General features: G+C 63.0%; 17 protein-coding genes and 1 riboswitch. Of the genes, 5 read left to right on the top strand and 12 right to left on the bottom strand.

Annotation, left to right across the window (positions count from 1 at the left end; translation table 11 throughout):
* Nucleotides 1-60: 60 nt before the first annotated feature.
* Together SMD31_RS13470 and SMD31_RS13475 are read right to left on the bottom strand one after the other, a co-directional pair.
* Complete coding sequence (locus SMD31_RS13470; protein ID WP_320501418.1) at nucleotides 61-2,103, bottom strand: oxidoreductase; 2,043 nt, start codon at nucleotides 2,101-2,103, stop codon at nucleotides 61-63.
* Between the two features lie 98 nt (nucleotides 2,104-2,201).
* On the bottom strand, nucleotides 2,202-2,684 hold the full coding sequence (locus tag SMD31_RS13475; protein WP_320501419.1) for an Lrp/AsnC family transcriptional regulator: 483 nt from the start codon (nucleotides 2,682-2,684) through the stop codon (nucleotides 2,202-2,204).
* 125 nt (nucleotides 2,685-2,809) lie between these two features.
* Between SMD31_RS13475 and SMD31_RS13480 the strand changes: the two genes are divergently transcribed.
* A complete protein-coding gene (locus tag SMD31_RS13480; protein ID WP_320501420.1) occupies nucleotides 2,810-3,085 on the top strand; it encodes a DUF6356 family protein in 276 nt (91 codons plus the stop codon).
* A gap of 54 nt (nucleotides 3,086-3,139) precedes the next feature.
* Here SMD31_RS13480 and SMD31_RS13485 read toward each other — a convergent pair whose 3' ends face one another.
* From SMD31_RS13485 to SMD31_RS13500, 4 genes are all read right to left on the bottom strand, one after another.
* The gene (locus SMD31_RS13485; protein WP_320501421.1) at nucleotides 3,140-4,807 is read right to left on the bottom strand and encodes an acyl-CoA dehydrogenase family protein; all 1,668 of its coding nucleotides are present in this window, start codon (nucleotides 4,805-4,807) and stop codon (nucleotides 3,140-3,142) included.
* The gene (gene ccrA, locus SMD31_RS13490; protein ID WP_320501422.1) at nucleotides 4,807-6,129 is read right to left on the bottom strand and encodes a crotonyl-CoA carboxylase/reductase; all 1,323 of its coding nucleotides are present in this window, start codon (nucleotides 6,127-6,129) and stop codon (nucleotides 4,807-4,809) included. The genes SMD31_RS13485 and ccrA overlap by 1 nt, the downstream gene beginning before the upstream one ends.
* 384 nt (nucleotides 6,130-6,513) lie before the next feature.
* On the bottom strand, nucleotides 6,514-7,593 hold the full coding sequence (locus SMD31_RS13495; protein ID WP_320501423.1) for a M48 family metallopeptidase: 1,080 nt from the start codon (nucleotides 7,591-7,593) through the stop codon (nucleotides 6,514-6,516).
* Nucleotides 7,594-7,747: 154 nt separating this feature from the next.
* Entirely contained in the window at nucleotides 7,748-8,932 is a 1,185-nt protein-coding gene (locus SMD31_RS13500; RefSeq protein ID WP_320501424.1) for a YjgN family protein, read from the bottom strand.
* Between the two features lie 153 nt (nucleotides 8,933-9,085).
* Nucleotides 9,086-9,160, top strand: a riboswitch (SAM riboswitch).
* 46 nt (nucleotides 9,161-9,206) lie between these two features.
* Between SMD31_RS13500 and metZ the strand changes: the two genes are divergently transcribed.
* The 4 genes from metZ (at nucleotide 9,207) to bluB (ending at nucleotide 13,679) form a co-directional block, all read left to right on the top strand.
* On the top strand, nucleotides 9,207-10,427 hold the full coding sequence (gene metZ / locus SMD31_RS13505; RefSeq protein ID WP_320501425.1) for an O-succinylhomoserine sulfhydrylase: 1,221 nt from the start codon (nucleotides 9,207-9,209) through the stop codon (nucleotides 10,425-10,427).
* 125 nt (nucleotides 10,428-10,552) lie between these two features.
* Nucleotides 10,553-10,957: a GFA family protein gene (locus SMD31_RS13510; RefSeq protein WP_320501426.1), complete on the top strand. Its 405-nt coding sequence runs from the start codon at nucleotides 10,553-10,555 to the stop codon at nucleotides 10,955-10,957.
* Between the two features lie 101 nt (nucleotides 10,958-11,058).
* Nucleotides 11,059-13,044 carry a protein meaA gene (locus SMD31_RS13515; RefSeq protein WP_320501427.1) on the top strand — a complete coding sequence of 662 codons (1,986 nt, stop codon included), beginning with the start codon at nucleotides 11,059-11,061 and terminating at the stop codon, nucleotides 13,042-13,044.
* Complete coding sequence (gene bluB / locus SMD31_RS13520; protein WP_320501428.1) at nucleotides 13,041-13,679, top strand: 5,6-dimethylbenzimidazole synthase; 639 nt, start codon at nucleotides 13,041-13,043, stop codon at nucleotides 13,677-13,679. The genes SMD31_RS13515 and bluB overlap by 4 nt, the downstream gene beginning before the upstream one ends.
* Here the strand turns inward: bluB and SMD31_RS13525 are convergent, their stop codons facing one another.
* From SMD31_RS13525 to SMD31_RS13550, 6 genes are all read right to left on the bottom strand, one after another.
* A complete protein-coding gene (locus SMD31_RS13525; protein ID WP_320501429.1) occupies nucleotides 13,680-14,372 on the bottom strand; it encodes a retropepsin-like aspartic protease family protein in 693 nt (230 codons plus the stop codon).
* 63 nt (nucleotides 14,373-14,435) lie between these two features.
* Nucleotides 14,436-16,160: a vWA domain-containing protein gene (locus tag SMD31_RS13530; RefSeq protein WP_320501430.1), complete on the bottom strand. Its 1,725-nt coding sequence runs from the start codon at nucleotides 16,158-16,160 to the stop codon at nucleotides 14,436-14,438.
* 111 nt (nucleotides 16,161-16,271) lie between these two features.
* Nucleotides 16,272-17,699 carry an FGGY family carbohydrate kinase gene (locus SMD31_RS13535; RefSeq protein ID WP_320501431.1) on the bottom strand — a complete coding sequence of 476 codons (1,428 nt, stop codon included), beginning with the start codon at nucleotides 17,697-17,699 and terminating at the stop codon, nucleotides 16,272-16,274.
* A gap of 13 nt (nucleotides 17,700-17,712) precedes the next feature.
* Nucleotides 17,713-18,930, bottom strand: coding sequence for an NAD(P)/FAD-dependent oxidoreductase (locus tag SMD31_RS13540; RefSeq protein ID WP_320501432.1), 1,218 nt, complete (start codon nucleotides 18,928-18,930; stop codon nucleotides 17,713-17,715).
* On the bottom strand, nucleotides 18,927-20,282 hold the full coding sequence (locus SMD31_RS13545; RefSeq protein WP_320501433.1) for an NAD(P)/FAD-dependent oxidoreductase: 1,356 nt from the start codon (nucleotides 20,280-20,282) through the stop codon (nucleotides 18,927-18,929). Before SMD31_RS13545 ends, SMD31_RS13540 begins: the two co-directional genes overlap by 4 nt.
* Before the next feature lie 204 nt (nucleotides 20,283-20,486).
* Nucleotides 20,487-21,878, bottom strand: a complete 1,392-nt coding sequence (locus tag SMD31_RS13550; RefSeq protein ID WP_320501434.1) for an aldehyde dehydrogenase family protein — start codon at nucleotides 21,876-21,878, stop codon at nucleotides 20,487-20,489.
* Between the last annotated feature and the right edge of the window lie 25 nt (nucleotides 21,879-21,903).

Below are 21,903 nucleotides of genomic sequence, written 5' to 3' on the forward strand. Positions count from 1 at the left end.
TCTCTCAACGGCACCAGTGGATCCTCTGCCTTCGCGGAGGATGACGATGATGGATTGATTTCACTCCGCCGCCAGCGGCAATGTCCCGGCACCGCGATCCCGCAAGGGCGCGGTGCTTTTTGCCGTCACGCCGAGCAGCCGCCCGGCGCGATGACCGGCATAGACGGCATGGGCGATGAGGCCCGGCGCCTCGGCGTCACCGATGCGCGTGAGGCTCTTGAGGCCGTGGTCGCGTGCCACGAGTGTTTCATAGAGATCGTCGTCCGGCTGGCGCGACGTGACCGGCACCAGTGTCGCCACATCGAGCGTCAGGCCGGCGCCGCCATAGACGCAGCCGAGTTCCAACTTGCCCGGCACGAAGGCGGAGAGTGATTTGTTGAAGTGGCAGTGAATGCCGAGTGCCACGATATGCGCATGGGTCTCCGCCTGGTCGCCGGTGAATTCCGCCCAGGGTGCCACCACGCCGGCACTGCTGATGAAATGCACCTCGCAGCCGGCCTGCCGCAATTTATCGGCCAAGGCCGGTGCCAGATAGAATCCGTCATCGTCATAGACCGCGACCGGCCCCTTGGGCACGACACCCCGCATGACATCTTCGGGCGAGAGAATATCGGCGTGCGGTGCGAGCACGGGCAGATGTGACGTTCGCCCACGGCCATCCAGCCGCCAATGGCTGCCCGTGGCGCAGATCACGTGCTGTGCGCCGAAATCCAACACATCATCGACACCCATCTCGCTTTCCAGGAACAGCTCGATATTGGGCATCTTGTTGATCTGGGTAAGGCGCCAATCGCGCACGCGGGCCCATTCGGTAAGGCCCGGCAGCTTGCTCTCCCAATTGACGCGCCCGCCGGCCGCGCGGGACTTTTCCGCCACGGCCACGTCATAGCCGCGGGCGCCCAGCACGCGGGCTGCTTCCAATCCGGCAGGACCGGCGCCGATCACCAGCACGCGCTGCTTTAGCGCATCGCGCGTGATGATCTCGGGGTGCCAGCCGGCACGCCATTCCTCGCCCATCGTCGCATTCTGCGTGCAACGGATCGGCGCCCCGCGCGAGTTATGCGCATAACAAATGTTGCAGCCGATGCATTCGCGGATGTCGTCGAGGCGGTTCTCCCGGATCTTGTTGGGCAGGAACGGATCGGCGATCGAGGGCCTTGCCGCGCCGATGAAATCCGCAACACCTGATTTGACCAGCCGCAACATCGATTCCGGTGAGGTGTAGCGGCCCACCGTGACGACACCGCCGGTCACGATCTTGCGAATGGCACCGACCTGTTCCTCGAGCGCTCCTTCCTTGACGAAGCGCGATGGGCCCATCTCCAGGCTGTAATCATTGACAGTCAGATCCCAGAGATCCGGCAGGCCGCTGAGGCTCTGCGTCATTTCCAGCCAGTCATCCTGCTCCTGCGGATGCGCGGCATTCGACGCCCAGCGCAAGGCGACGGCGCATTTGTGGCCAACCGCCTCCTTCACCGCCTCCAGCAGTTCGCGCACGATACGCACCCGGTTGAGCGGCGAGCCGCCATATGCATCACGCCGCGCATTCTCATGCCCGCTCAGGAACGAGTGCAGCAGGTAATGATGGCAGGCATAGATATAGACCAGGTCGAAACCCGCCGTGACCGCGCGCTTGGCAGCGTCGACATGCCATTTGCGAATGTCGGCGATATCCTGTTTATCCAGCGCCTTGGTCTGCAGCGGATCGCCCCCGAGGACCGGCATGCTCTCGATGCTCATCGGTGCCAGGCGCGAGTTCAAATTCGCCATGCGCTGGCCGCCCAGGAACAGTTCGACCCCTGCCAGCGACCCATGCTTGTGCACGGCCTCGGTCATCATCGCGTGCTGGCGGATGTCGGCATCGTCCCACAGCGTCTGGATGGGGAAGGGCGTGTCATCCGAGCTTGGATGGATCGTGCAGTATTCCGTGTTGACGATGCCCCAGCCGCCCTCGGCCTTCATACCCCGCATCGCCGCCAGGACATGCGGCCGCTCATGTCCCATGCCTGAGCAATGCGGCACCTGGTAGAAGCGATTGGGGGCGGTGACGGGGCCGAGCTTGAAGGGGGTGAAGAGGAGATCGAAGCGGGCGTCGCTGGACATGGCATCTGGCTCGCTGGGCTGAACATCTATTCAAGAATTGAATGATCGTTCAGTTTGAGCCGCCCTGTCAATGAGGGCCCCCGGGACCCGGTGGGGGATCAGCTCGCGTGCACCGGCAGCGCGGTCGTGTATTTCATCTGCTCCATGGCGAAGGTCGAACTGACATCGGTGAGCTTCACCAGTTTGATGAGCCGCTTATAGACCTGGTCGTAATGGGCGATGCTGGCGACCACGACCTTCATCAGATAGTCGACATCGCCGCTCATGCGATAGAGCTCGACGATCTCCGGGATCTTTTCGACGGCGTCGTTGAATTTCTGCAGCCAGGCATCGTTATGCTCATTGGTGCGGATGGCGACGAAGACGGTGACGCCGAGATCGATCTTGGCCGGATCCAGCAAGGCGACCCGCGCGCGGATGATGCCCAACTCCTCCAGCCGCTTGATCCGCCGCCAGCAGGCATTGGCCGAGAGGCCGACGGCTTCCGCGAGATCAGCGATGGCCTGATTCGCATCCGCCTGCAGGGCGGTGAGGATGCGGGCGTCGATGCGATCCAGCTCGATGGCGGTGCTATTTTCCATATTTTGGTCTTTGTGTGGGATAATTTTGCGAGATACTAGCATATTGGCGCAAAGTTTGGGAAAAATATCTAGGCATCCGCGCTTATCATGACTCCATTGCAAACCGCGCCCTCGGAGCCCGCGCCATGATCGACAAGATGTTTCTGGACCACCCGAAATCGGTCGGCGAGAGCTACCTTGAGCATCTCTATATGGCGAGCTGCTTCAGCGGCCGGATGCTGGTGGGGGCCGTCGCTTGCTTCATCCATGCGCTGATCCCCGGCCTTTGCGTGAAGACCGGCAGCAAGACGATCACCGAGTTGCATGACCGCATGGTCGTGAACCGCATGCGCCATGGCCGGGCGCCTGAGACCGTCGGCGCTGAGATGCCGGCGGATAAACGCCTCGATTTCGCCATTTGAAACGCGTGGATGGTCAGTCTGCGCCGACCATGACGATATAAGCGTTGGGCTGGTTCAGTTCCGTCCGCTGAGCAATCCGCGCGCGACGACCTGGGCCTGAATCTCTGCGGCACCTTCGAAGATGTTCAAGATGCGCGCATCGCATAGCACGCGGCTGATCTTGTATTCCTGGGCATAGCCGTTGCCGCCATGGATCTGCAACGCGTTATCGGCATTCGACCAGGCGACGCGGGCGCCCAGCAGTTTTGCCATGCCGGCGGGAATGTCGCAGCGGCGGTCGCTGTCCTTTTCGCGCGCGGCAAAGTAAGTGAGCTGGCGGGCGATCATGGTTTCGACCGCCATCCAGGCGAGCTTGCCGTGAATGCGCGGGAAGCTGTAGATCGGCGCCCCGAACTGCACGCGTTCCTTCGCATATTTGAGGCCGAGCTCCATGGCGCATTGCGCGACACCGACGGCACGCGCCGCGGTCTGGATGCGGGCGGATTCGAAGGTCGCCATCAATTGCTTGAAGCCCTGGCCCTCGACACCGCCCAGCAGATTCTCGGCCTTCACCTCGAAGCCGTCGAAGCCCAGTTCATATTCCTTCATGCCGCGATAGCCGAGCACGCCGATCTCGCCGCCGCTCATGCCCTTGGCTGGGAAGGGATCTCTGGCGGTGCCGCGCGGCTTTTCCGCGAGGAACATCGAGAGGCCGCGATAGTCATTCGTGCTGGCATCGGTGCGGGCCAGCAGGGTCATCACATCGGTGCGGCTGGCATGGGTGATCCAGGTCTTGTTGCCGGTGACGCGGTAGACATCCCCGTCCTTGACCGCGCGCGTGCGCAGGCTGCCGAGATCTGAGCCGGTATTCGGTTCGGTGAAGACGGCGGTCGGCAAGATTTCGCCGCTGGCGATCTTGGGCAGCCATTTCTGCTTCTGCGCCTCTGTGCCACCCAGACGAATGAGTTCGGCTGCGATTTCCGAGCGCGTGCCGAGCGAGCCTAAGCCGATATAACCGCGCGAGAGTTCTTCGGTGACCACGCACATGGCGAGCTTGCCCATGCCGGAACCACCGAATTCCTCCGGCACCGTCAAGCCGAAGACACCCATCTCAGCCAGCTGCTGGATGATCTCGAGCGGGATGAGCTCGTCTTTGAGATGCCACTGATGCGCGTCTTCCACATGGTCGCTGGCAAAGGCATGGAACTGGTCGCGGACGATGGTGAGCGATTCATCATCAAGCGCCGCTTCGCCGAATTCGCCGTCGGCAATGAGATCGGCGAGGCGCGAGCGCGCGGCGGGGGAGTTGCCGCCAGCAAGTAGGGCGTCGTCGAACTTCGCGGCCGCGGCGTCGAGGCCGAAATCGGCGAGACGCACGATCTCGCCTTGGCTCATCGGCCAGCCGCCCTTGATCTGCGAGAGATACTCGCCATAGGCGATCTGCAGGATGAGTTGTTCCCGTTCGCCGAAGCGACCGGAGCTCTCGAGGCGTTCGGCCCAATGCAGCATCTGCTCGAGGCCCGTCACATAGGTGGCGAGCCAGGAATAGCCGTGCGCAATGAATTGCTGGGTATCGAGTGCCTTCGCATCGACCTTGCCGCCGGCGGTGACGCGCCCGATCAGGCGGCCGCGCACTTCCTCGAGGATGACCTGGGCGCCGGTGAGGCTTTTCCGGGCGCGCGCAAGCAGATCCGACAGGAGCGGCGAGGCCGCCGCTCCCTCTTCACGCAACATGGCGGACATCACTCCTCCATGCAGTCTTCGAGCGTGCGGCGACCCGGCCGCTTAGCTTGCACGAGGACGGCCATGTTGCCGGGCTTGTGCTGGTTCTTCCACATCTTGGTATGGGCGGCGGGGATGTCGTCCCAGCCGAACACTTCGGACATGCAAGGGTCGATGCGGCGCTCGACCACGAGGTTGTTGGCCTGGCTCGCCTGCAGCAGGTTGGCGAAATGGCTGCCCTGGATGCGCTTCTGGCGCATCCAGACAAAGCGCGCGTCGAAGGTGAGGTTGTAGCCGGTCGTGCCGGCGCAGAAGACCACCATGCCGCCGCGCTTCACCACGAAGCAGGAGACCGGGAAGGTCTGCTCGCCCGGATGTTCAAAGACGAAATCGACATCATTGCCCTTGCCGGTGATGTCCCAGATCGCCTTGCCGAAGGCGCGGCATTTCTTCATGTACTCGTTATAGCCGGCGGTGTCGTCGACATCGGGGAGTTGGCCCCAGCAATCGAAATCATTGCGGTTGATGACGCCCTTGGCGCCCAGCGACATGACGAATTCGCGCTTCGATTCATCGGAGATGATGCCGATCGGGTTGGCACCGGCGGTGGCACAAAGCTGCACGGCCATGGAGCCGAGGCCGCCCGAGGCACCCCAGATGAGGACGTTATGGCCAGGCCGCAGGATGTGCGGGCGATGGCCGAACAGCATGCGATAGGCGGTGGCGAGGGTCAGCGTGTAGCAGGCGCTTTCTTCCCAGGTGAGATGCTTGGGGCGCTGCATCAACTGGCGGCCCTGGACCTTGCAGAACTGGGCGAAGGATCCGTCCGGCGTCTCATAGCCCCAGATGCGCTGGCTGGGCGAGAACATCGGATCGCCGCCATTGCATTCCTCGTCGTCGCCGTCGTCCTGGTTGCAATGAACCACGACTTCGTCGCCAACTTTCCAGCGCTTCACCTTGGAGCCGACGGCCCAGACGATGCCAGCGGCATCGGAGCCGGCGATGTGATATTCGGCCTTGTGGACGTCGAAGGGGGAGATCGGCTTGCCTAGGCCCGCCCAGACGCCGTTGTAATTGACACCCGCCGCCATCACCATGACGACGACTTCGTCCTGATCGGGCTGCGGTGTTTCGACGGCTTCGACCTGCATCGCGGTTTCCGGCGGACCATGACGGTCGCGGCGGATCGCCCAGGCATACATCTGCGGCGGCAGGTAGCCGAGCGGCGGGATCTCGCCGATTTCGTAGAGGGTCTTGCCGGTCACGGGGGCCGTTTTCGGCACGTCGGCCTTGCCGTCGCCCGCTTTCGGTTCAATCGCCACGATCTTCGCCGTCTCACTCATGATTCGTCTTCCCATCCTTTGCTGGCGCCGCCTGGTTCGCCTCTTATGGGCGATTTAGCCAATGCAGCATTAACACCAGTCTGCCTTCGCGGTTGCAGCACAGTCAAGAGTCGGATGATAGAAAAAGTCGTTAATGGCACAAAATCGGCACGAATATGCTCAGTTCACCGAAATATCATGGAATTATATTACAAATTGCGAAGGTGCGTTGCGGGAGGGAAGGGATTGGAAAGGCTGGGTTTTTGGCGGCATTGAGCCGACGCAGACAAACTCGTGGATGGTCGGCCTACGCCGAACATGACGCCTAGGGAATGGGCCGGAGGTTCAGGCTGAGTGCCGCACTTAAATTCCCGTCATGGTCGGCGTAGGCCGACCATCCACGAGTTACTTCACCTTGCAGACATCCTTTAGCGCCTGCCAGTCGGTGTCGGTCATGGCGGTGGCGCCGGCCGCGTCGGCTTTGGTGTAGTCGGCGCGTTCTGAGAGGCCCGGATGGCTGGCGAGCCAGTCGGGGATGAGGCTGTCGCCGTCCTTCTCGAACTTGTCCTTCATCACCTTGAAGAACTCCGCCATGCCATCGGCGCGGAGGCCCGCATTCTTGAGGAGTTCGAGGCCGCGGATATCGGCTTCATGTTCCATCTTCCTGGAATAGGACATGACGGTGAGGAGGGTCGCGATATCGCCCACCGACGAGCCGCCGAGGATGATGCTGACCGTGGCACTGATGCCGAGATTGCTGATGGCGCTTTGCGTCGGGTGGCGGAGATCGAGATGGCCAATTTCATGCGCTACCACGCCGGAGACCATGTCGGGTGAGGTGGCGAGGTCGATGAGGCCGCTGGTCACCATGACATGATCGCCGGGAAGGGCGAAGGCATTGGGCAGCTTGATGTCGACCACGTCGATGGTGATGCCGTCCTGCTGCTTTCCTGCATCCCGCTGCAATTGGGGTGGTGCGAGGCGATCGACCAGCTTGCGCAAGGCGGCATTGCCGGCCGGCGCCTTGCAGATGGTGAGGTTCTTGTTAAGCGCCGTGTAGATATGGGCGCCGAGTTTCTTCTCCCAGGCTTTCGGCACATAGCGCGCGAGATAGGCACTGCCGTCGCGCCAGGCGAAATAGCAGCCGGTGGCGATGACGAGGCCGGCCAGCGTCCAGGCCAAGCCAACGGTCCAACCGCGCTTGATGGCCTGGGCGCGCCATTGCTTGAGATGCGGATTCTCATCGAGGAGTTGCTGACGTGCGGGTGAGTCATGGAGCATCAGGCGCGGTGCAGGATCGCTCAGCCGTCCGAAATTGATGGCGCCCGTGACCTTGTTGCTGTCAATCACGCGCATATCAGCCACGGGCCAGCGCGCGAGATCAGGCCGTTCCGACGTCGCGATGACGAGCATGTCGCCCATGGAGCTGACGGTCACGCGATGGGCCGCGGCGGTGAGGCCGTCGTAATAGCGGTCTTCGGGCAAGGTGGTCCTCGTGTTTTGCCTAACCCTATCCTCGCCCCCGTCGGGGGAGAGGGTCGGGTGAGGGGATGGTCGGTCAGGCCCGGTCTAGCGCCCCCCACCCCAACCCTCTCCCCGCTATCGCGGGGCGAGGGGGTGCTGCGCCATTCCGGTTCAACTACAGAATGCCCGGGTCGAATGCCTCCAGCAGGCCTTCGCCGAATTTGGGCCGCGGCAGTTCAGCGCGGGTTATTTCCGAGCCGTCGATTTCGCCGATAATCTCGACATTCCGGCAGATGAACAACATGGTGCGGTGAATGGCAATCGGCAAGCCCAGGCCCAAGGTGAGGACGATGATGAGCAGATTGACCAGATAGCGCCCGATGAAGCGACCAATGGTGATGGAGGTCGAGAATTGCAGCCCGCCGAGTGTCAATTTGTTGGCGACTTCCCGCAGCAGCGCGACGTAATAAGCAGCGTAGGCAATGATCGCGATGACGATAACCGCCAAATAACCTCCTAAGACAATGGCATAGAGCGCCCCCATTGCCGCCGCGTATTCGCCGGTGTGTACGCGGTCTTGCGGATTCTCGATTGGCGTGAAGATTTCTTGTAGCGCGTCACCGTAGTGATCCATCAGAAAACGGTACCCCAAATAGCCAATCAACCCCATAACGGCATAGCTGACGACGGCACCCAGCAGGTACGGGACATAAAGTGCGCGCGACGAACTCTGAATGCTGGCCTTGGCGTCGCCGAAGTAGGAGTTGTTGAGGCGATCATCCAGCAGGCGCATCTGCGCCCAGGGCCAGGCCAAGGTCAGGGACAAAAGCGAGAGGATCGAAAACCACATTGCCTTGAATCCCCAGGCCCAGGCCGACCCAGTCATGCCGCCGCTAATACCCCGCCACAAGGTCCGCGTCAGGCGATAGCGCTGCGCCGCATATTGCGCGACGAAGGTGAGGTAAACGATGAAGACGCCAAAGATCCATTGCGCGGCAAAATGAAACATCGATCCCGGCTCAAGGACGATGTGCAAGGCGGTGATGCCTATATTGGCGATGACAAATGCCACCATGACGATAATGAAGCCGACGAAGAGCTCGCCGCCGGTGCCGGTATATTCAAACCGGTCGCCGGCAAGGCTGGTATGGGACCAGAGATAGCGGCGGATGCGCGTCTTGCCCCAGAAGCGCCAGATGCTGAGGGTCAGGATCGTGAGCAGGATGTTCTTGATGAAGATCCAATAGAGTTCGCCGAGGCGTCCGTCATAGACGAAATGGGTGCGTTGCTGCTCCGCCGGGCGGCGGCCAAAGCCGGTTTCCGGTGCCGGTTGGCCGGCACCCGCTGCGATGTCGCTCATCAATTTCCCCCATCAATCAAAGCCATTCAGTACGCTTATTGATAGTGGAGCCGCCATGCCCGGACAAGGGTTTGCGCCGTCAGGAACGCGTGACGCGCCGCTTGACAGGCCGGGGCTTCCATGGCTTAAAAGGCGCCGACGCGCTGGCGATTGCTGGTGCTCCGTGGTGATTTGTGCCGGATTGCGGCCACGTTAAATCAAACGCTAAAAGGTCCAGGAAAGCGATCATTCGCCCAACCTCGGCCTTCTTCGGTCGAGGTTTTTTTGTGCCTAAATGGTAGGCATCTGCGAGGCGATGATGACGGTGAAGCGGGAAATCAAGAAGAGCTGGCGGCCGGCGACGACGCTGGTCCATGCCGGCCAGCTCCGGAGCCAGTTCAAGGAAACGGCCGAGACGATCTACATGTCGTCCGGCTATGTCTATGAAAGTGCGGAAGAGGCCGAGGCGGCGTTCGACAACAGCCAGCCGCGCTTCGTCTATTCGCGCTTCGGCAACCCCACCGTCTCGATGTTTGAAGGCCGCATGGCAGCCCTTGAGGGCGCCGAAGCTGCGCGCGCCACGTCGTCCGGCATGGCCGCCGTGTTTGCGGCGCTTGCCAGCCTGGTGAAGGCCGGCGACCGCATCGTTGCCTCCGACGCGCTCTTTGGTTCGTGCCAGTTCATCCTGGCCGAGATCCTGCCGAAATGGGGCGTCGAGACCGTCTTTGTCGATGGGCGCGAGATTGCGCAGTGGCAACAGGCGCTCTCCAAGCCGACCAAGGCCGTGTTCCTGGAAAGCCCCAGCAATCCCGGCCTGCGCCTAGTCGACCTCAAGGCGGTGGCCGACCTTGCCCATAAGGCAGGTGCTACTGTGGTGGTCGACAATGTGTTTGCAACCCCACTGCTGCAGCAGCCGCTGACGCTGGGCGCCGACGTCGTCGTCTATTCGGCGACCAAGCATATCGACGGGCAGGGGCGGTGCCTGGGTGGTGTGATCCTAGGCAGCGAGAAATACATCAACGAGACGCTGCAGCCCTTCATCCGGCATACCGGCCCCAGCCTCAGCCCGATGAATGCGTGGATCCTGCTGAAAGGTCTGGAGACGCTGGATCTGCGCGTCACCAAGCAATGCGATAGCGCGCTTAAAATCGCGCAGGCTTTGAAGGGGCACAACAAGCTTGCCGATGTCAGCTATCCGACGCTGGAGGGCTTTGCCCAGGCCGAGCTCGCGCGGCGGCAGATGAGCGCCGGCGGCACCATGCTGTCGCTGACCCTTGCCGGCGGCAAGAAGGAGGCGTTCAAGTTCCTCAATGCCTTGGAGCTGGTGCTGATCTCCAACAATCTCGGCGATTCAAAATCGCTCGCCACCCATCCGGCGACGACCACGCATCAACGGCTGACGCCGGAGCTGAAGGAGATCCAGGGTATCACGCCAGGCCTCATCCGCCTCTCGGTCGGGCTGGAGCACCCGGACGATCTCATCGACGACGTGCTCTCGGCGTTGAAGGCGATTTGAGCGCTCTCTGATAGAGTGGATGCCCGGCCAGGCGGGCCAACGCTGGGCCCGGGCATGGCGCGTCTATATAATGCCGTCATCCCCGGGCTTGACCCGGGGATCCACCATTGCCGATGGTTCGCACGATGCGTCATTTGACCGGTCAATGCCTCTGCGGCACGTTGCGCTATCGCTTCGACCCCACGGGCGCCGTCACCGATTACTGTCATTGCAAGATGTGCCAGCGCTGGAGCGGGGCGCCGGTCACGGCCTGGGCCCAGGTGCCGGCCGACCAGTTCGAGATCACGCTGGGCCAATCCAAGGCCTTCCGCTCATCGCCGCGCGGCGTTCGCCATTTCTGCCCGGATTGCGGCGCGGCGGTGTTCATGAGCGATCCGGAAGGCAACAGCATCGGCATCATGCTGGGGACGGTCGATGACCCCTCAAGCCTTGCGCCCACAGGTCACGGCTGGACCACGGATCAGATATCCTGGCTCAAGATCGACGACCACCTGCCGCGCTGGGAGCGGGACGCGCCCTACGACCGCTAATAATATTACAAATCTGTGGCCTCTTTGGGCCTGATCTTGCGTGACGTGGCAGAACCCTTCTATATTGCAACGCACAAAAACAAGTTCGGGTGGGAGTGACCATGAGTGCGGCGCCGAAGAAAGAGCAGCCCTGGCTTTTCAGGACCTATTCCGGGCATAGCTCGGCCAAGGCCTCGAACGAGCTTTACCGCACCAATCTGACGCGCGGGCAGACGGGGCTCAGCGTCGCATTCGATCTGCCGACACAGACCGGCTACGATTCCGACCATCCGCTGGCCAAGGGCGAGGTGGGGAAGGTCGGCGTGCCGATCAGCCATCTCGGTGACATGACGGCGCTGTTCGACGGCCTGCCTTTGGCCGAGATGAACACCTCGATGACGATCAATGCGACGGCGCCCTGGCTGCTGGCGCTCTATATCGCCGCGGCCGAACGCCAAGGCGCGCCGCGGGCAGCCCTCCAGGGCACGGTGCAGAACGACATCATCAAGGAATACCTGTCGCGCGGGACCTATATCTTTCCGCCCGAGCCGTCCTTGCGGCTGATTACCGATGTCATCAGCTTCACCTATCGCGAGGTTCCGAAATGGAACCCGACCAATGTCTGCTCCTATCACCTGCAGGAAGCGGGGGCGACGCCGGTGCAGGAACTGGCCTATGCGCTGGCCACGGCCATCGCCGTGCTCGATCATGTGAAGGCATCGGGCCAAGTGCCGGCGGCGGATTTCCCGCAGGTCGTGGGGCGCATCAGCTTCTTCGTGAATGCGGGCCTGCGCTTCATTACCGAAATCTGCAAGATGCGCGCCTTCACCGAGTTGTGGGACGAGATCGCGCGCGATCGTTACGGCGTCGAAGACGCGAAGCTCCGGCGCTTTCGCTATGGCGTGCAGGTGAATTCCCTGGGCCTCACCGAGCAGCAACCGGAGAACAATGTCTATCGCATCCTCCTCGAGATGCTGGCGGTGACCCTCTCCAAGAACGCCCGCGCCCGCGCCGTGCAATTGCCGGCCTGGAACGAGGCCTTGGGCCTGCCGCGCCCCTGGGATCAGCAATGGTCGCTGCGCTTGCAGCAGATTGTGGCGTTCGAGACGGATTTGCTGGAGTTCGGCGACATCTTCGACGGCTCGACCGAGATCACGAAGAAGGTCGAGGCGTTGAAAGCGGAAGCGCGCGAGGAACTGGCGCGCATCGAGCAGATGGGCGGTGCGGTGGCGGCCGTTGAATCGAGCTATATGAAACAGCGCCTAGTGGAATCCAACGCACGCCGCCTCAGCGCCATCGAAAGCGGCGATCAGGTGGTGGTCGGCGTCAACAAATATACCGAGAGCGCTCCGTCGCCGCTGCTCTCCGGCAGCGACGGCGGGTTCATGTCGGTCGATGACAAGGCGGAGGCCGAACAGGTGGCGGCCCTGAAAGCCTGGCGTGCGGCGCGCGATAACGCGGCCACTGCCAAGGCTCTGGCAGCGTTGGAGGCCGATGCGCGGTCGGGCAAGAACATCATGGAGGCCTCGATCGCCTGCGCCCATGCCGGCGTCACCACCGGCGAATGGGGCGAGGTGCTGCGCAAGGTCTTCGGCGAGTTCCGGGCACCGACCGGTGTCGCCCGCGCCGCCATCGACCAGGGCAGTGTTGCCATCGAGGAGGTGCGCCGGCAGGTCGCCGCCGCGAGCCAGCGCCTCGGCCGGCGGATCAAGATCCTGGTCGGCAAACCCGGCCTCGACGGCCATTCCAACGGCGCCGAGCAGATCGCCGTGCGGGCCCGGGATGCCGGGATGGAAGTGGTCTATGAGGGCATTCGCCTCACCCCCGCCCAGATCGTCAATGCCGCGGTCGAGGAAAGCGTGCATGTGGTGGGGCTTTCCATCCTCTCCGGCTCGCATATCGCCCTGGTGGGGGATGTCATGGCCCGGATGCGGGCGGCGGGCCTCTCGGACGTGCCGGTCGTGGTGGGTGGCATCATTCCGGCCGAGGATGAAAAAAGGTTATTGGAATTCGGCGTGGCGCGGGTCTATACGCCCAAGGATTACGACCTCAACGCCATCATGGCGGGGATCGTGACCCTGGTGGACCAACGCTCGCAGGCGGCATGACGCAACGCAACTTCGGCCCGGATTTCTGCCAAGAATTCGAGGAATTGCTGGCCTGGCGCCGTGACGTGCGCCATTTCCGGACCGATCCGATTCCAGCGGAGGTGATCGAGCATCTGCTCGATCTGACCTCGCTGTCGCCATCGGTCGGCAATGCCCAGCCCTGGCGTTTCGTCAGTGTCGACGATCCGGCGCGGCGGTCGGCGATCATCCTCAACTTCCAGGGCGCCAATGAGGCGGCACTCTCCTGCTATGAGGGTGAGAAGGCCGAGCTTTACGCCAAGCTGAAACTCGCGGGCCTCAGAGAGGCGCCGCGGCATCTCGCGGTCTTTTGCGACGAGACGACGCCGCAAGGGGCGGGCCTTGGCCGCCAGACCATGCCGGAGACCTTGCGCTATTCGACGGTGCTCGCCATCCACACGCTGTGGCTCGCCGCGCGCGCGCAGGGGCTGGGTCTCGGCTGGGTCTCGATCATCGATCCCGACGCTGCGACGGTGGCCCTCGATGTGCCGCAGGGCTGGCGCTTCGTCGCCTATCTGTGCCTGGGTTTCCCGGCCGAAGACCATGTCGAGCCGGAACTGCAGCGCAAGGGCTGGCAGGCGCGCGAGAAGGCCTGCCGGCAGGTCCTGCCGCGCTGATCACTGTTCAAGCGTGATGCGCTCGCCTTCGACGCGCCAGGATTTCAGGCGCTTCAGGAAATCCATCCCCAGCAATGAACTGGACATGTCGACGGAGTTCACTGTGGCTGGCAGATCGTGCATGACGATATTGCCGACCTTGAACTCGCCGATCATGATCGTTGCCCCGCGCACATAGCCGTTCGCCGTTTGCGCCATTTTGTCGAACTGCAACGCGTCGAGGTCGTAGCCAAGGCGCCTCGCTGCCGCGGGGGTGAGAACAACATTCGTGGCGCCGGAATCGATCATGAAGTCGAGTGGTGTTCCGTCGGCTTCGGCATGCACCTGGAAATGCCCGTTCTCGGCCAATGGGTAGCTCATCATCTGATCGCCCTCAGCACGGCCATCGCGGGGCATGAGTTCGCCGCTGAGGCGCGTGCCCAACGCGCCGAAATCGTTGCGGAAGGAATAGAGCAGGATCAAGCCGCAGAAGATCGCGACCCAGATGCCGAACTGTGCGACCGTGCGGCTGGTATCGACGCGCAGCCGCAGCCACAGTCCGCCGCCACCCGCCGCGAGCAGACAGGCGAGGTAGATGACGCGCAGCCTGTTATCCGCGTCGGCAAGGGCGTCCGGGCTGGTGCGGTAAAGCAGGAAGGCACCGATGGCCAAGGCGACAACGCCGAACAGACCAATATATCGCCCACCGCGCATGCCGTACCTTTTGCCAGCCCTGTCTTGCCCTTGCCTAGATGAGCGTATCGCGGGTTCGTCTGTCTACCTGTTTTGTGTCGGTGCCAAGGCCTCGGTCAGTTCCACCAGATTGATGAACTCGGCGCGTTCGCCGCTGGCGTCTTCACCGCGTCCCGAACGGGCGAGGCTGGCGATCTGGCCGAGATCAAATTGCCCGAGCCGGTCGCCGCCTTTGAGGTATTGCCCGAAGGCGGCGACAGCTGCGGCGAAATTGTCATCGGGCGTCGTTTCCTTGTCCCGGCTCAGCCAGGCGGTCGGGAGCGGTGTTTCGATGAGCTTGGAGGCGTCGCCACCCGGTGCCTTGTAGCGGATGCGCAGGAAGGCGAATTCCTCGGCCTTCCCGGCAACGCCCTTGGCGGTGCCCTCATCCTGGTAGCGCAGCGGATCGACGCTGAGGCCCTTCGAGCCGATCAGGGCGATCTCGTAGAGTGCTGTCACGCTGTGACCGGCGCCGATCTCGCCGGCATCCTTCTGGTCGTTGTTGAAATCCTCGCGCTTCAGCGCGCGGTTCTCATAGCCAATCAGGCGATACTCGGCGACGATTGCGGGGTTGAACTCGATCTGGACCTTTACGTCCTTGGCGATGGTTTCGATATTGGCCTGCAAGCCGTCGACCAGTTGCCGCTTGGCTTCGTTGAGGGAGTCGATATGGCCGTAGCTGCCATTGCCGACATCGGCGATCTGCTCCATCAGCGCATCGTTGTAATTGCCCTCACCGAAGCCGAGCGTCGAAAGGGCGATGCCGGATTTGCGGTTTTCTTCGATCATGTCTTTGAGCGCATCGATATCGGTGACGCCGACATTGAAGTCGCCATCGGTGGCGAGGAGAATGCGGTTGATGCCGCCATCGACTTTGGCCTCGCGCGCCTTGGCATAGGCCAGCGCAATACCTTCGCCACCCGCCGTGCTGCCGCCGGCTTCGAGCCCGTCGATCGCGGCGCGGATCGTTTCCTTTTCATTGCCGGAAGTGGGTGCCAGCGCGAGGCCGGCCGAACCGGCATAGGTGACGATGGTCACCTTGTCATCAGCCCCCAATTGGTCGACCAGCATCTTCATGCCGGCTTTCAGCAGCGGCAGCTTGTCCTGGTCCTGCATCGAGCCGGAAACATCGATCAGGAAGACCAGATTGGCAGCCGGGCGATGGTCGAGCGGCGGCTGATAGCCCTTGATGGCGAGGCGCAGTAACTTGGTATTAGGGTTCCAGGGCGTCGTCATGACATCGGCGTCGGCACGGAAGGGGATGCTGGCGTCACGCGGCCCTTTGTAGGCGTAGCTGAAGTAATTGAGCATCTCCTCGACACGCACGGCATCGGCCGGCGGCTTCTGCCCGTTCATCAGGAAGCGGCGGAGATTGGCGTAGGAGCCGGTATCGACGTCGATCGAGAAGGTCGAAACCGCGTCTTCCGCCGTGCGCTTGATCGGGTTGTCGTCGTTATGCGCGTAGTTCTCGGTGTTCGCAGGCTGCGTTGGATAGATGTTCGACGTGAAGTTCTCTGACTGGCCTGGAACGGCCTCGGCGGCTATGCCAAGGGTCGTGGCGGGTTCTACCTTGCGCGTTTCCGCCGGTGCGCTCGGCACGGTCACTCCTGTCGCGGCTATTGTTGCCGCATCGCTGGAGCTCGATTCCGTGGTGACTTTCACCTTGGGTGCCGCCTGCAAATCGGCTGTCTGACTGTTCTCTGCACCACAGGCATTCAAGATCAATGCCGATGACAGCAGAATATGCGTGATGAGAATTTGCCTGCGCATGACGACGCCCCTGTGGCTGATTGTCCCCTGGGCCAAGAGGATCAATGCCCAGATGGGCGAAAGCGGGACCGGATTGTGGCGAAGTTGGGGTCGTGCCGGGGCAGATTGCGGTCAGCGCCAGTTGCGACTGCGGCTGACGGCGGTATGGAACTTCATCCGATGCTCGTCAGCGAGTTTTCCGGCGGCAAGCCGTGCCTTGGCGGCGGGCGGGGGTGGGAGGGTGTCGATGGTGGCAAGTCCGGCGCCGATAAGCGCCAATTGGGCGGTGCCGAGGCCGGTGAGTTCGGTGCTGGCCGGGATGATGGTTTCGCGGCCCAGAACGTCGGCGACGAAGCGGCCGAAATAGGCGTTTTTGGCAAGGCCACCATCAATGGAGATGCGCGCGCCGATCGGCGCCAGGCGCGACATGGCGGCGATGACTTCGCCGGCGCGCAACGCGATGCCTTCGAGCAAGGCCTGCATCATGTCGGCCTTGCTGGTGTCGAGGCCGAGGCCCAGCCACATGCCGGCAGCTGAGCGGTCCCAATAGGGGCAGCCCAAGCCACTCAAGGCAGGAACAAAGGCCAAGCCGCGGGAGATCGCGCTGGCCGAAGCGAAACTGTCGATCTCGGCATAATCGGCAAAGAGGCCAAGGTTCCTCGCCCAGTTCACGGCAGAGGCCGCATTGTAGACACCGCCTTCGAGGGCGTAGGCGGGGGCCGCGTCACGCAGGCGCCAGGCGATGGTGGGGAGGAGGCCGCTCGCCACGTCGCGCAAGGGTTTGTCACCAGCGATGCAGAGGGCAAAGGCGCCCGTGCCAAAAGTGATCTTGGCATCGCCGGTCTTGCGGCAACCATGACCGAAGAGGGCCGCCTGCTGGTCGACGACGCTGGCTGTCACGGGCATCTTCCCGATCGTACCGAAATCATCCGCCGTCGCGCGAATCTGCGGCAGGCATTCCATGGGCACGCCGAAGAGATCGCACAGGACGGGATCCCAGGCGAGGGTTTCCAAATTCATCAGGCTGGTGCGCGATGCGGTGGTGACGTCCGTTGCGAAGATACCCGCCAGGCGATCGAGAAAGAAGGCGTCGCTGGTGCCGAGCCGCAGGCGACCCTGCCGCCGCAATGACGTTGCTTCGTCGACATTGTCGAGTAGCCAGCGCAGCTTGCTGGCGGAAAAATAGGGATCGAGCGGGAGGCCTGCCCGTGCCAGCGTCGTCTCTTCGTGCCCCGCTTCTTTCAGTGCCCCGATCGCGTCATTGGTGCGGGCATCCTGCCAGACGATGGCATGGTAGATCGCGCGCTTGGTCTGCGCGTCCCAGGCGACCACCGTCTCGCCCTGGTTGGCGATGCCGATGGCCCGCGCCGGACCCGCCTTCGCCAGGCAGCCTTCGAGGTGAGTGATCAGTTCTTCCGGATCGTGTTCGACCCAGCCGGGCTGCGGCAGGATCTGCTTGTGTTCGAAGCCGGGCAGCGTTTCGAAACGGCCGTCGATGTGGAGAAGATGCGGCTTGGTGCCGGTGGTGCCTTGATCGATCGCAAGAACGAAATCGGACATAGTGGCTCGGGGATCAGCTGCGCGGGGTGAGATCGATGGTGAGGTGATGCGTGTTGCTGAGATCGACCGCCGGCACACGCCAGGCGATGCGCCGTTCCGGCAGCACGTTGATGGGACGCGACCAGATCTCGCGTCCGTCGGCAAGGACCCGCAATGTGCCCTTGACGGCCTCGCCGGCGCGGGCCTTGAAGAGCAGCGGATCATAGGGGCCGCGGCCGGTGAGGCGTTGCGGATAGACGTAGCTGAGGGCCCCTGTTGCCTCGATGCGGATCGGGGCGGTCGAGACGGGTGCGGCGCCAGTGAGTGCCGCATGGATGGCATGGGCTGCCGATTTGCCCTCGCGGTAGCATTGGCCGGCGGTTTCGATGCCGCGCAGCAGATTGCCGGCAGCGAAATAGCTGGCATCGGTGCAGCGATAGAGCTGGTCGATCACAGGGCCGCGCGTGCCGGGATCGAGTTCCAGATGACTTTGTGTCAGCAGGCCGGTTTCGGGCCGGAACTGGCCGGTGAAGATGATGCCGTCGCCTTCCAGCACGCGCTCCCGGCCGTGGCGCTTGAACGACACACCTTCGACGCGCGATTGGCCGAGGATGGTGAGGTCGCTGCAGCCGGTGAGGACGGGGACGCCAAAGGCGATGCGCGCCACCCAGTCACCCGGGCGCCAGGCCGTGATGCGGTCGCGAGGCTCCAGCATCGCCACTGCTTTGACGCCGACATGGCCGAGGGTGAGCAGGCTGGAGAACGCGACCAGTTCGGTGCCGATAATGATGGGGCGCTGGAAAGGTGCCTTGCCATGGAGATAGGCGAATTGCTGCAAGGCGCCCGTGTTCATGACGCCCCAGGGGCGCGTGCCGGAAATGAGACGCGCGCTGCGCGGCGTTTCGCGGGCACCGAAGGCCAGCAGAATTTTCTGTGCCTGGAAGGTTTCGGGGCCGTTCGGTCCCGTCGTCTGAATGCGACCGTTGGGTTCCAACTTCAAGACCGTGTGCCCCAAGCGCAGGTCGAGGTCAGATACCTGATCGACCAGGCGCCTGGCAAAATCGGGGCCGGTCATCAGGCGGCCGAATTGCAGCAGGCCATAGCCGGTATGGCCGCAATGGCGCGGGATGCCGCCGCCCTGGCTCTCGCGATCGAGGATGACGATGTCGCGATGGCCGAGCCGCTTCAGTTCCGCAGCGGCGGAGAGGCCGGCGGGGCCGGCGCCCAGGATGATGACGTCATGGGTCTTCATGACGCGAGCTTCCCATCCGCCAGTGCCATGACATGGGCGCTGCAATAGAAGCCCTGGCAACGGCCCATCATCGCGCGGGTGCGGCGCTTCAAGCCGCCGACATCACCTGCCGGGAAATCGCCCGATAGCGCGTTCTCGATCTCGCCGCGCGTCACCCATTCGCAATGGCAGACGATATCGGCGCCGAGCGGACTCTGATAGGGGCGCGGCAATTCCTCGCAGAGATTGGGGACCGGCGTCCAGATCGGCTCGGTCTCCGTGAGGAGGCCGAAGCTCGCGGCATAAAGGCCCGCCACATGCTGGGCAATGCCGAGGGCGCCGGTGAGGCCGGTCGAGCGGATGCCAGCGACGGTGATCCAGCGACGATCCGGCTGCGCGGTAATCTGGTAGTCCTTGAATTCGGTCGCCGGGCGCAGGCCCGCATAGACGGCGCTAACATCGACAGTGGCGAGGCCGGGCAGCATCTCGATGCCGCGCGCGACCAGTTGGCGCAGGGCTTCCTGGTCGACCGAGGCGTGAACGCGGTCCTCCTGGTCCTCAGCCGTGGGGCCGACCAGCACGTTGCCAAAGGCCGTGCGGCAGATGACGACGCCCTTGGTGCGCTCGGTTGGGACGGGCAGGATGATGGCCTTCACCAAGCGCGCGGCCGGCTTGTCGAAGACCACGAACTGGCCCTTGCGCGGCGTGATCTTGAACGGTGCCGGGCGGTTGATCGCCTCGATGATGTCGCCTTGATTGCCGGCGGCATTGATGACGAGGTCGGCTGTGACCTCGCCCTCAGATGTTTCCAGATGCCATGTGCCGTTGAAGCTTCCGCCGGTGACGCGGCAGTTGCGCAAGACGATGCCGCCATGGGCCAGGCCCTGATGGACATAAGCGAGCGGTGCCGACCAGGGATCGATGATGTGCTCGCCCGGCACATGGACACCGGCCAGCGCCTTGGGCGAGAGCAGCGGCTCCATGCGGCGCAACTGGTCGCGATCAATCCGCGTCACGTCAGTGACGTTGTTGTCATGTGCCTTGGCGACAATGTCGTCCAGTTTCTGTAGCTGCTCCTCGTTCCAGGCGACGACGATGGCGCCGGATTTCACCAGCGGCAGATTGAGGCGCTCGTGAATGTTCAAATATTCCCGGTAGCCCTGCTGCATGCAGGCGAGTTCCAGCGAGCCGTGCGGTGCATCGAAGCCGGTGTGGAGGAGGGCGCTGTTGGCCTTCGAGGCACCAGAAAGGATATCGGCGCCGGCCTCCAGCAGCACGGGCCGCAAGCCGGCCATGGCGAAACGCCGGAAGATGGCGCAACCCACCACCCCGCCGCCAATGACTACCACTTGGGCATGATTGGTATCGGTCAAATGTCGTCGTCCCCTGATCCGGGCGCGAGTGTGCCATGGACGGAGAATAAAATCACGCGCGCGCCTGCATCTCCCCACAAAAAGTCATCCCCGGGCCCTGTCGGCGCATGCCGACATGCGTCGGCGGGGACCCGGGGATCCACTGGTGCAGTTGAGAGAGTGGATGCCCGGGTCAAGCCCGGGCATGACGAGATGGGGGACGGCTTAGAGCTGCGTGCGGAAGTGGAATGACTTCGGCCGGGTCAGCATCTCGTAGCCGACGCGCGATAATGTGGCGCCGCGGCCGGAATCCTTGACGCCGACCCAGGCCAGCGCCGGGTCGAGATAGTCGCAGCGGTTCATGTAGACCGTGCCGGTCTCGATCTCGTTGCCGATCTGGCGTGCGGCCTTCTCATCCATGGTCCACAGCGCCGCCGTGAGGCCGTATTTGCTGTCGTTCATCAGCTTCACGGCTTCGTCGTCATTCTTCACCTTCATGATGCCGATGACCGGGCCGAAGCTTTCTTCGGACATCACCGACATCGAATGATCGACATTCACCAGCACCTGGGGGGCGACATAGGGCGTGCCTGGCTTGTCGGCGGCGAAGGACTTGGTGTCAATCAGCGCCTTGGCGCCATGCTTCACCGCATCGGCGATCTGGCCGCGCACGAACTCGGCAGCCGAGGTGCGCACCATCGGCCCGAGATTGGTGGCGGTGTCGAGCGGGTTGCCGAGCTTGTAGCCCTTGGTGAGATCGACGAAGCCCTCGACGAATTTGTCGTAGAGGCTTTCATGCACATAGATGCGCTCGATGGCGCAGCAGCACTGGCCGGAATTGAACATGGCGCCGTCGACGAGATTCTCGACGGCATGCTGAAGATTGGCATCGGCGCGGACATAGGCCGGGTCCTTGCCGCCGAGTTCGAGGCCGAGGCCCATGAACTTGCCGACCGCTGCCTGCTGCACGGCATGGCCGCCACTGACCGAGCCGGTGAAGTTGCAATAGGCGACCTCGGGTGCGGCGATGACTTTTGCCGTGTCGTCATGGGTAAGGACGAGAGTCTGGAAGACACCCTTGGGGAGGCCTGCGGCATCGAGCGCCTGCTGGAAATCCTCGGCACAGATCGGCGTTTGGGCCGAGTGCTTCAGGATCACCGCGTTGCCCGCCATCAGCGCCGGGACGACGCCGTTCACGGAGGTGAGATAGGGATAGTTCCAGGGCGCCACGATGAAGACGACGCCGAGCGGCTCGCGATGGAGGACGCGGGTAAAACCCGGCTTGTCGGTGAAGGAGACGTCGGCCAGGGCTTCAGGTGCCAGGTTGATCATGAAACGCGCGCGCTCTTCGAAGCCGCGCATTTCACCAGGGCTCTGCGAGATCGGGCGGCCCATCTGGCGGGTGATGTCGGTCGCGTGCTTGTCCTTGTCCTTCAGGAACTCGTCGACGAAGCGGTTCATGATCTTGGCGCGCTCAGCCAGAGACGTGCGGCGCCATTCCTTCTGCGCCTTGGCGGCAGTGGCCAGGGCCGCTGCGATCTCAGCCGGCGTGTTGTAGGGGCGCTCGACATAGACGGAATTGTCGATCGGCGAGATGGTCTTCTGGGTAGCGGCCATGGATAACCTCCAGGTGTTTTAGAAA

The organism is Dongia rigui, from assembly GCF_034044635.1.
In the GTDB taxonomy this organism is placed as follows: domain Bacteria; phylum Pseudomonadota; class Alphaproteobacteria; order Dongiales; family Dongiaceae; genus Dongia; species Dongia rigui.

What these genes read in the sequence shown, in the direction of transcription:
- SMD31_RS13470 (WP_320501418.1), bottom strand. Translation starts at nt 2,103, where the DNA reads ATGTCCAGCGACGCCCGCTTCGATCTCCTCTTCACCCCCTTCAAGCTC.
- SMD31_RS13475 (WP_320501419.1), bottom strand. Translation starts at nt 2,684, where the DNA reads ATGGAAAATAGCACCGCCATCGAGCTGGATCGCATCGACGCCCGCATC.
- SMD31_RS13480 (WP_320501420.1), top strand. Translation starts at nt 2,810, where the DNA reads ATGATCGACAAGATGTTTCTGGACCACCCGAAATCGGTCGGCGAGAGC.
- SMD31_RS13485 (WP_320501421.1), bottom strand. Translation starts at nt 4,807, where the DNA reads ATGTCCGCCATGTTGCGTGAAGAGGGAGCGGCGGCCTCGCCGCTCCTG.
- ccrA (WP_320501422.1), bottom strand. Translation starts at nt 6,129, where the DNA reads ATGAGTGAGACGGCGAAGATCGTGGCGATTGAACCGAAAGCGGGCGAC.
- SMD31_RS13500 (WP_320501424.1), bottom strand. Translation starts at nt 8,932, where the DNA reads ATGAGCGACATCGCAGCGGGTGCCGGCCAACCGGCACCGGAAACCGGC.
- metZ (WP_320501425.1), top strand. Translation starts at nt 9,207, where the DNA reads ATGGTAGGCATCTGCGAGGCGATGATGACGGTGAAGCGGGAAATCAAG.
- SMD31_RS13510 (WP_320501426.1), top strand. Translation starts at nt 10,553, where the DNA reads ATGCGTCATTTGACCGGTCAATGCCTCTGCGGCACGTTGCGCTATCGC.
- SMD31_RS13515 (WP_320501427.1), top strand. Translation starts at nt 11,059, where the DNA reads ATGAGTGCGGCGCCGAAGAAAGAGCAGCCCTGGCTTTTCAGGACCTAT.
- bluB (WP_320501428.1), top strand. Translation starts at nt 13,041, where the DNA reads ATGACGCAACGCAACTTCGGCCCGGATTTCTGCCAAGAATTCGAGGAA.
- SMD31_RS13525 (WP_320501429.1), bottom strand. Translation starts at nt 14,372, where the DNA reads ATGCGCGGTGGGCGATATATTGGTCTGTTCGGCGTTGTCGCCTTGGCC.
- SMD31_RS13530 (WP_320501430.1), bottom strand. Translation starts at nt 16,160, where the DNA reads ATGCGCAGGCAAATTCTCATCACGCATATTCTGCTGTCATCGGCATTG.
- SMD31_RS13535 (WP_320501431.1), bottom strand. Translation starts at nt 17,699, where the DNA reads ATGTCCGATTTCGTTCTTGCGATCGATCAAGGCACCACCGGCACCAAG.
- SMD31_RS13540 (WP_320501432.1), bottom strand. Translation starts at nt 18,930, where the DNA reads ATGAAGACCCATGACGTCATCATCCTGGGCGCCGGCCCCGCCGGCCTC.
- SMD31_RS13550 (WP_320501434.1), bottom strand. Translation starts at nt 21,878, where the DNA reads ATGGCCGCTACCCAGAAGACCATCTCGCCGATCGACAATTCCGTCTAT.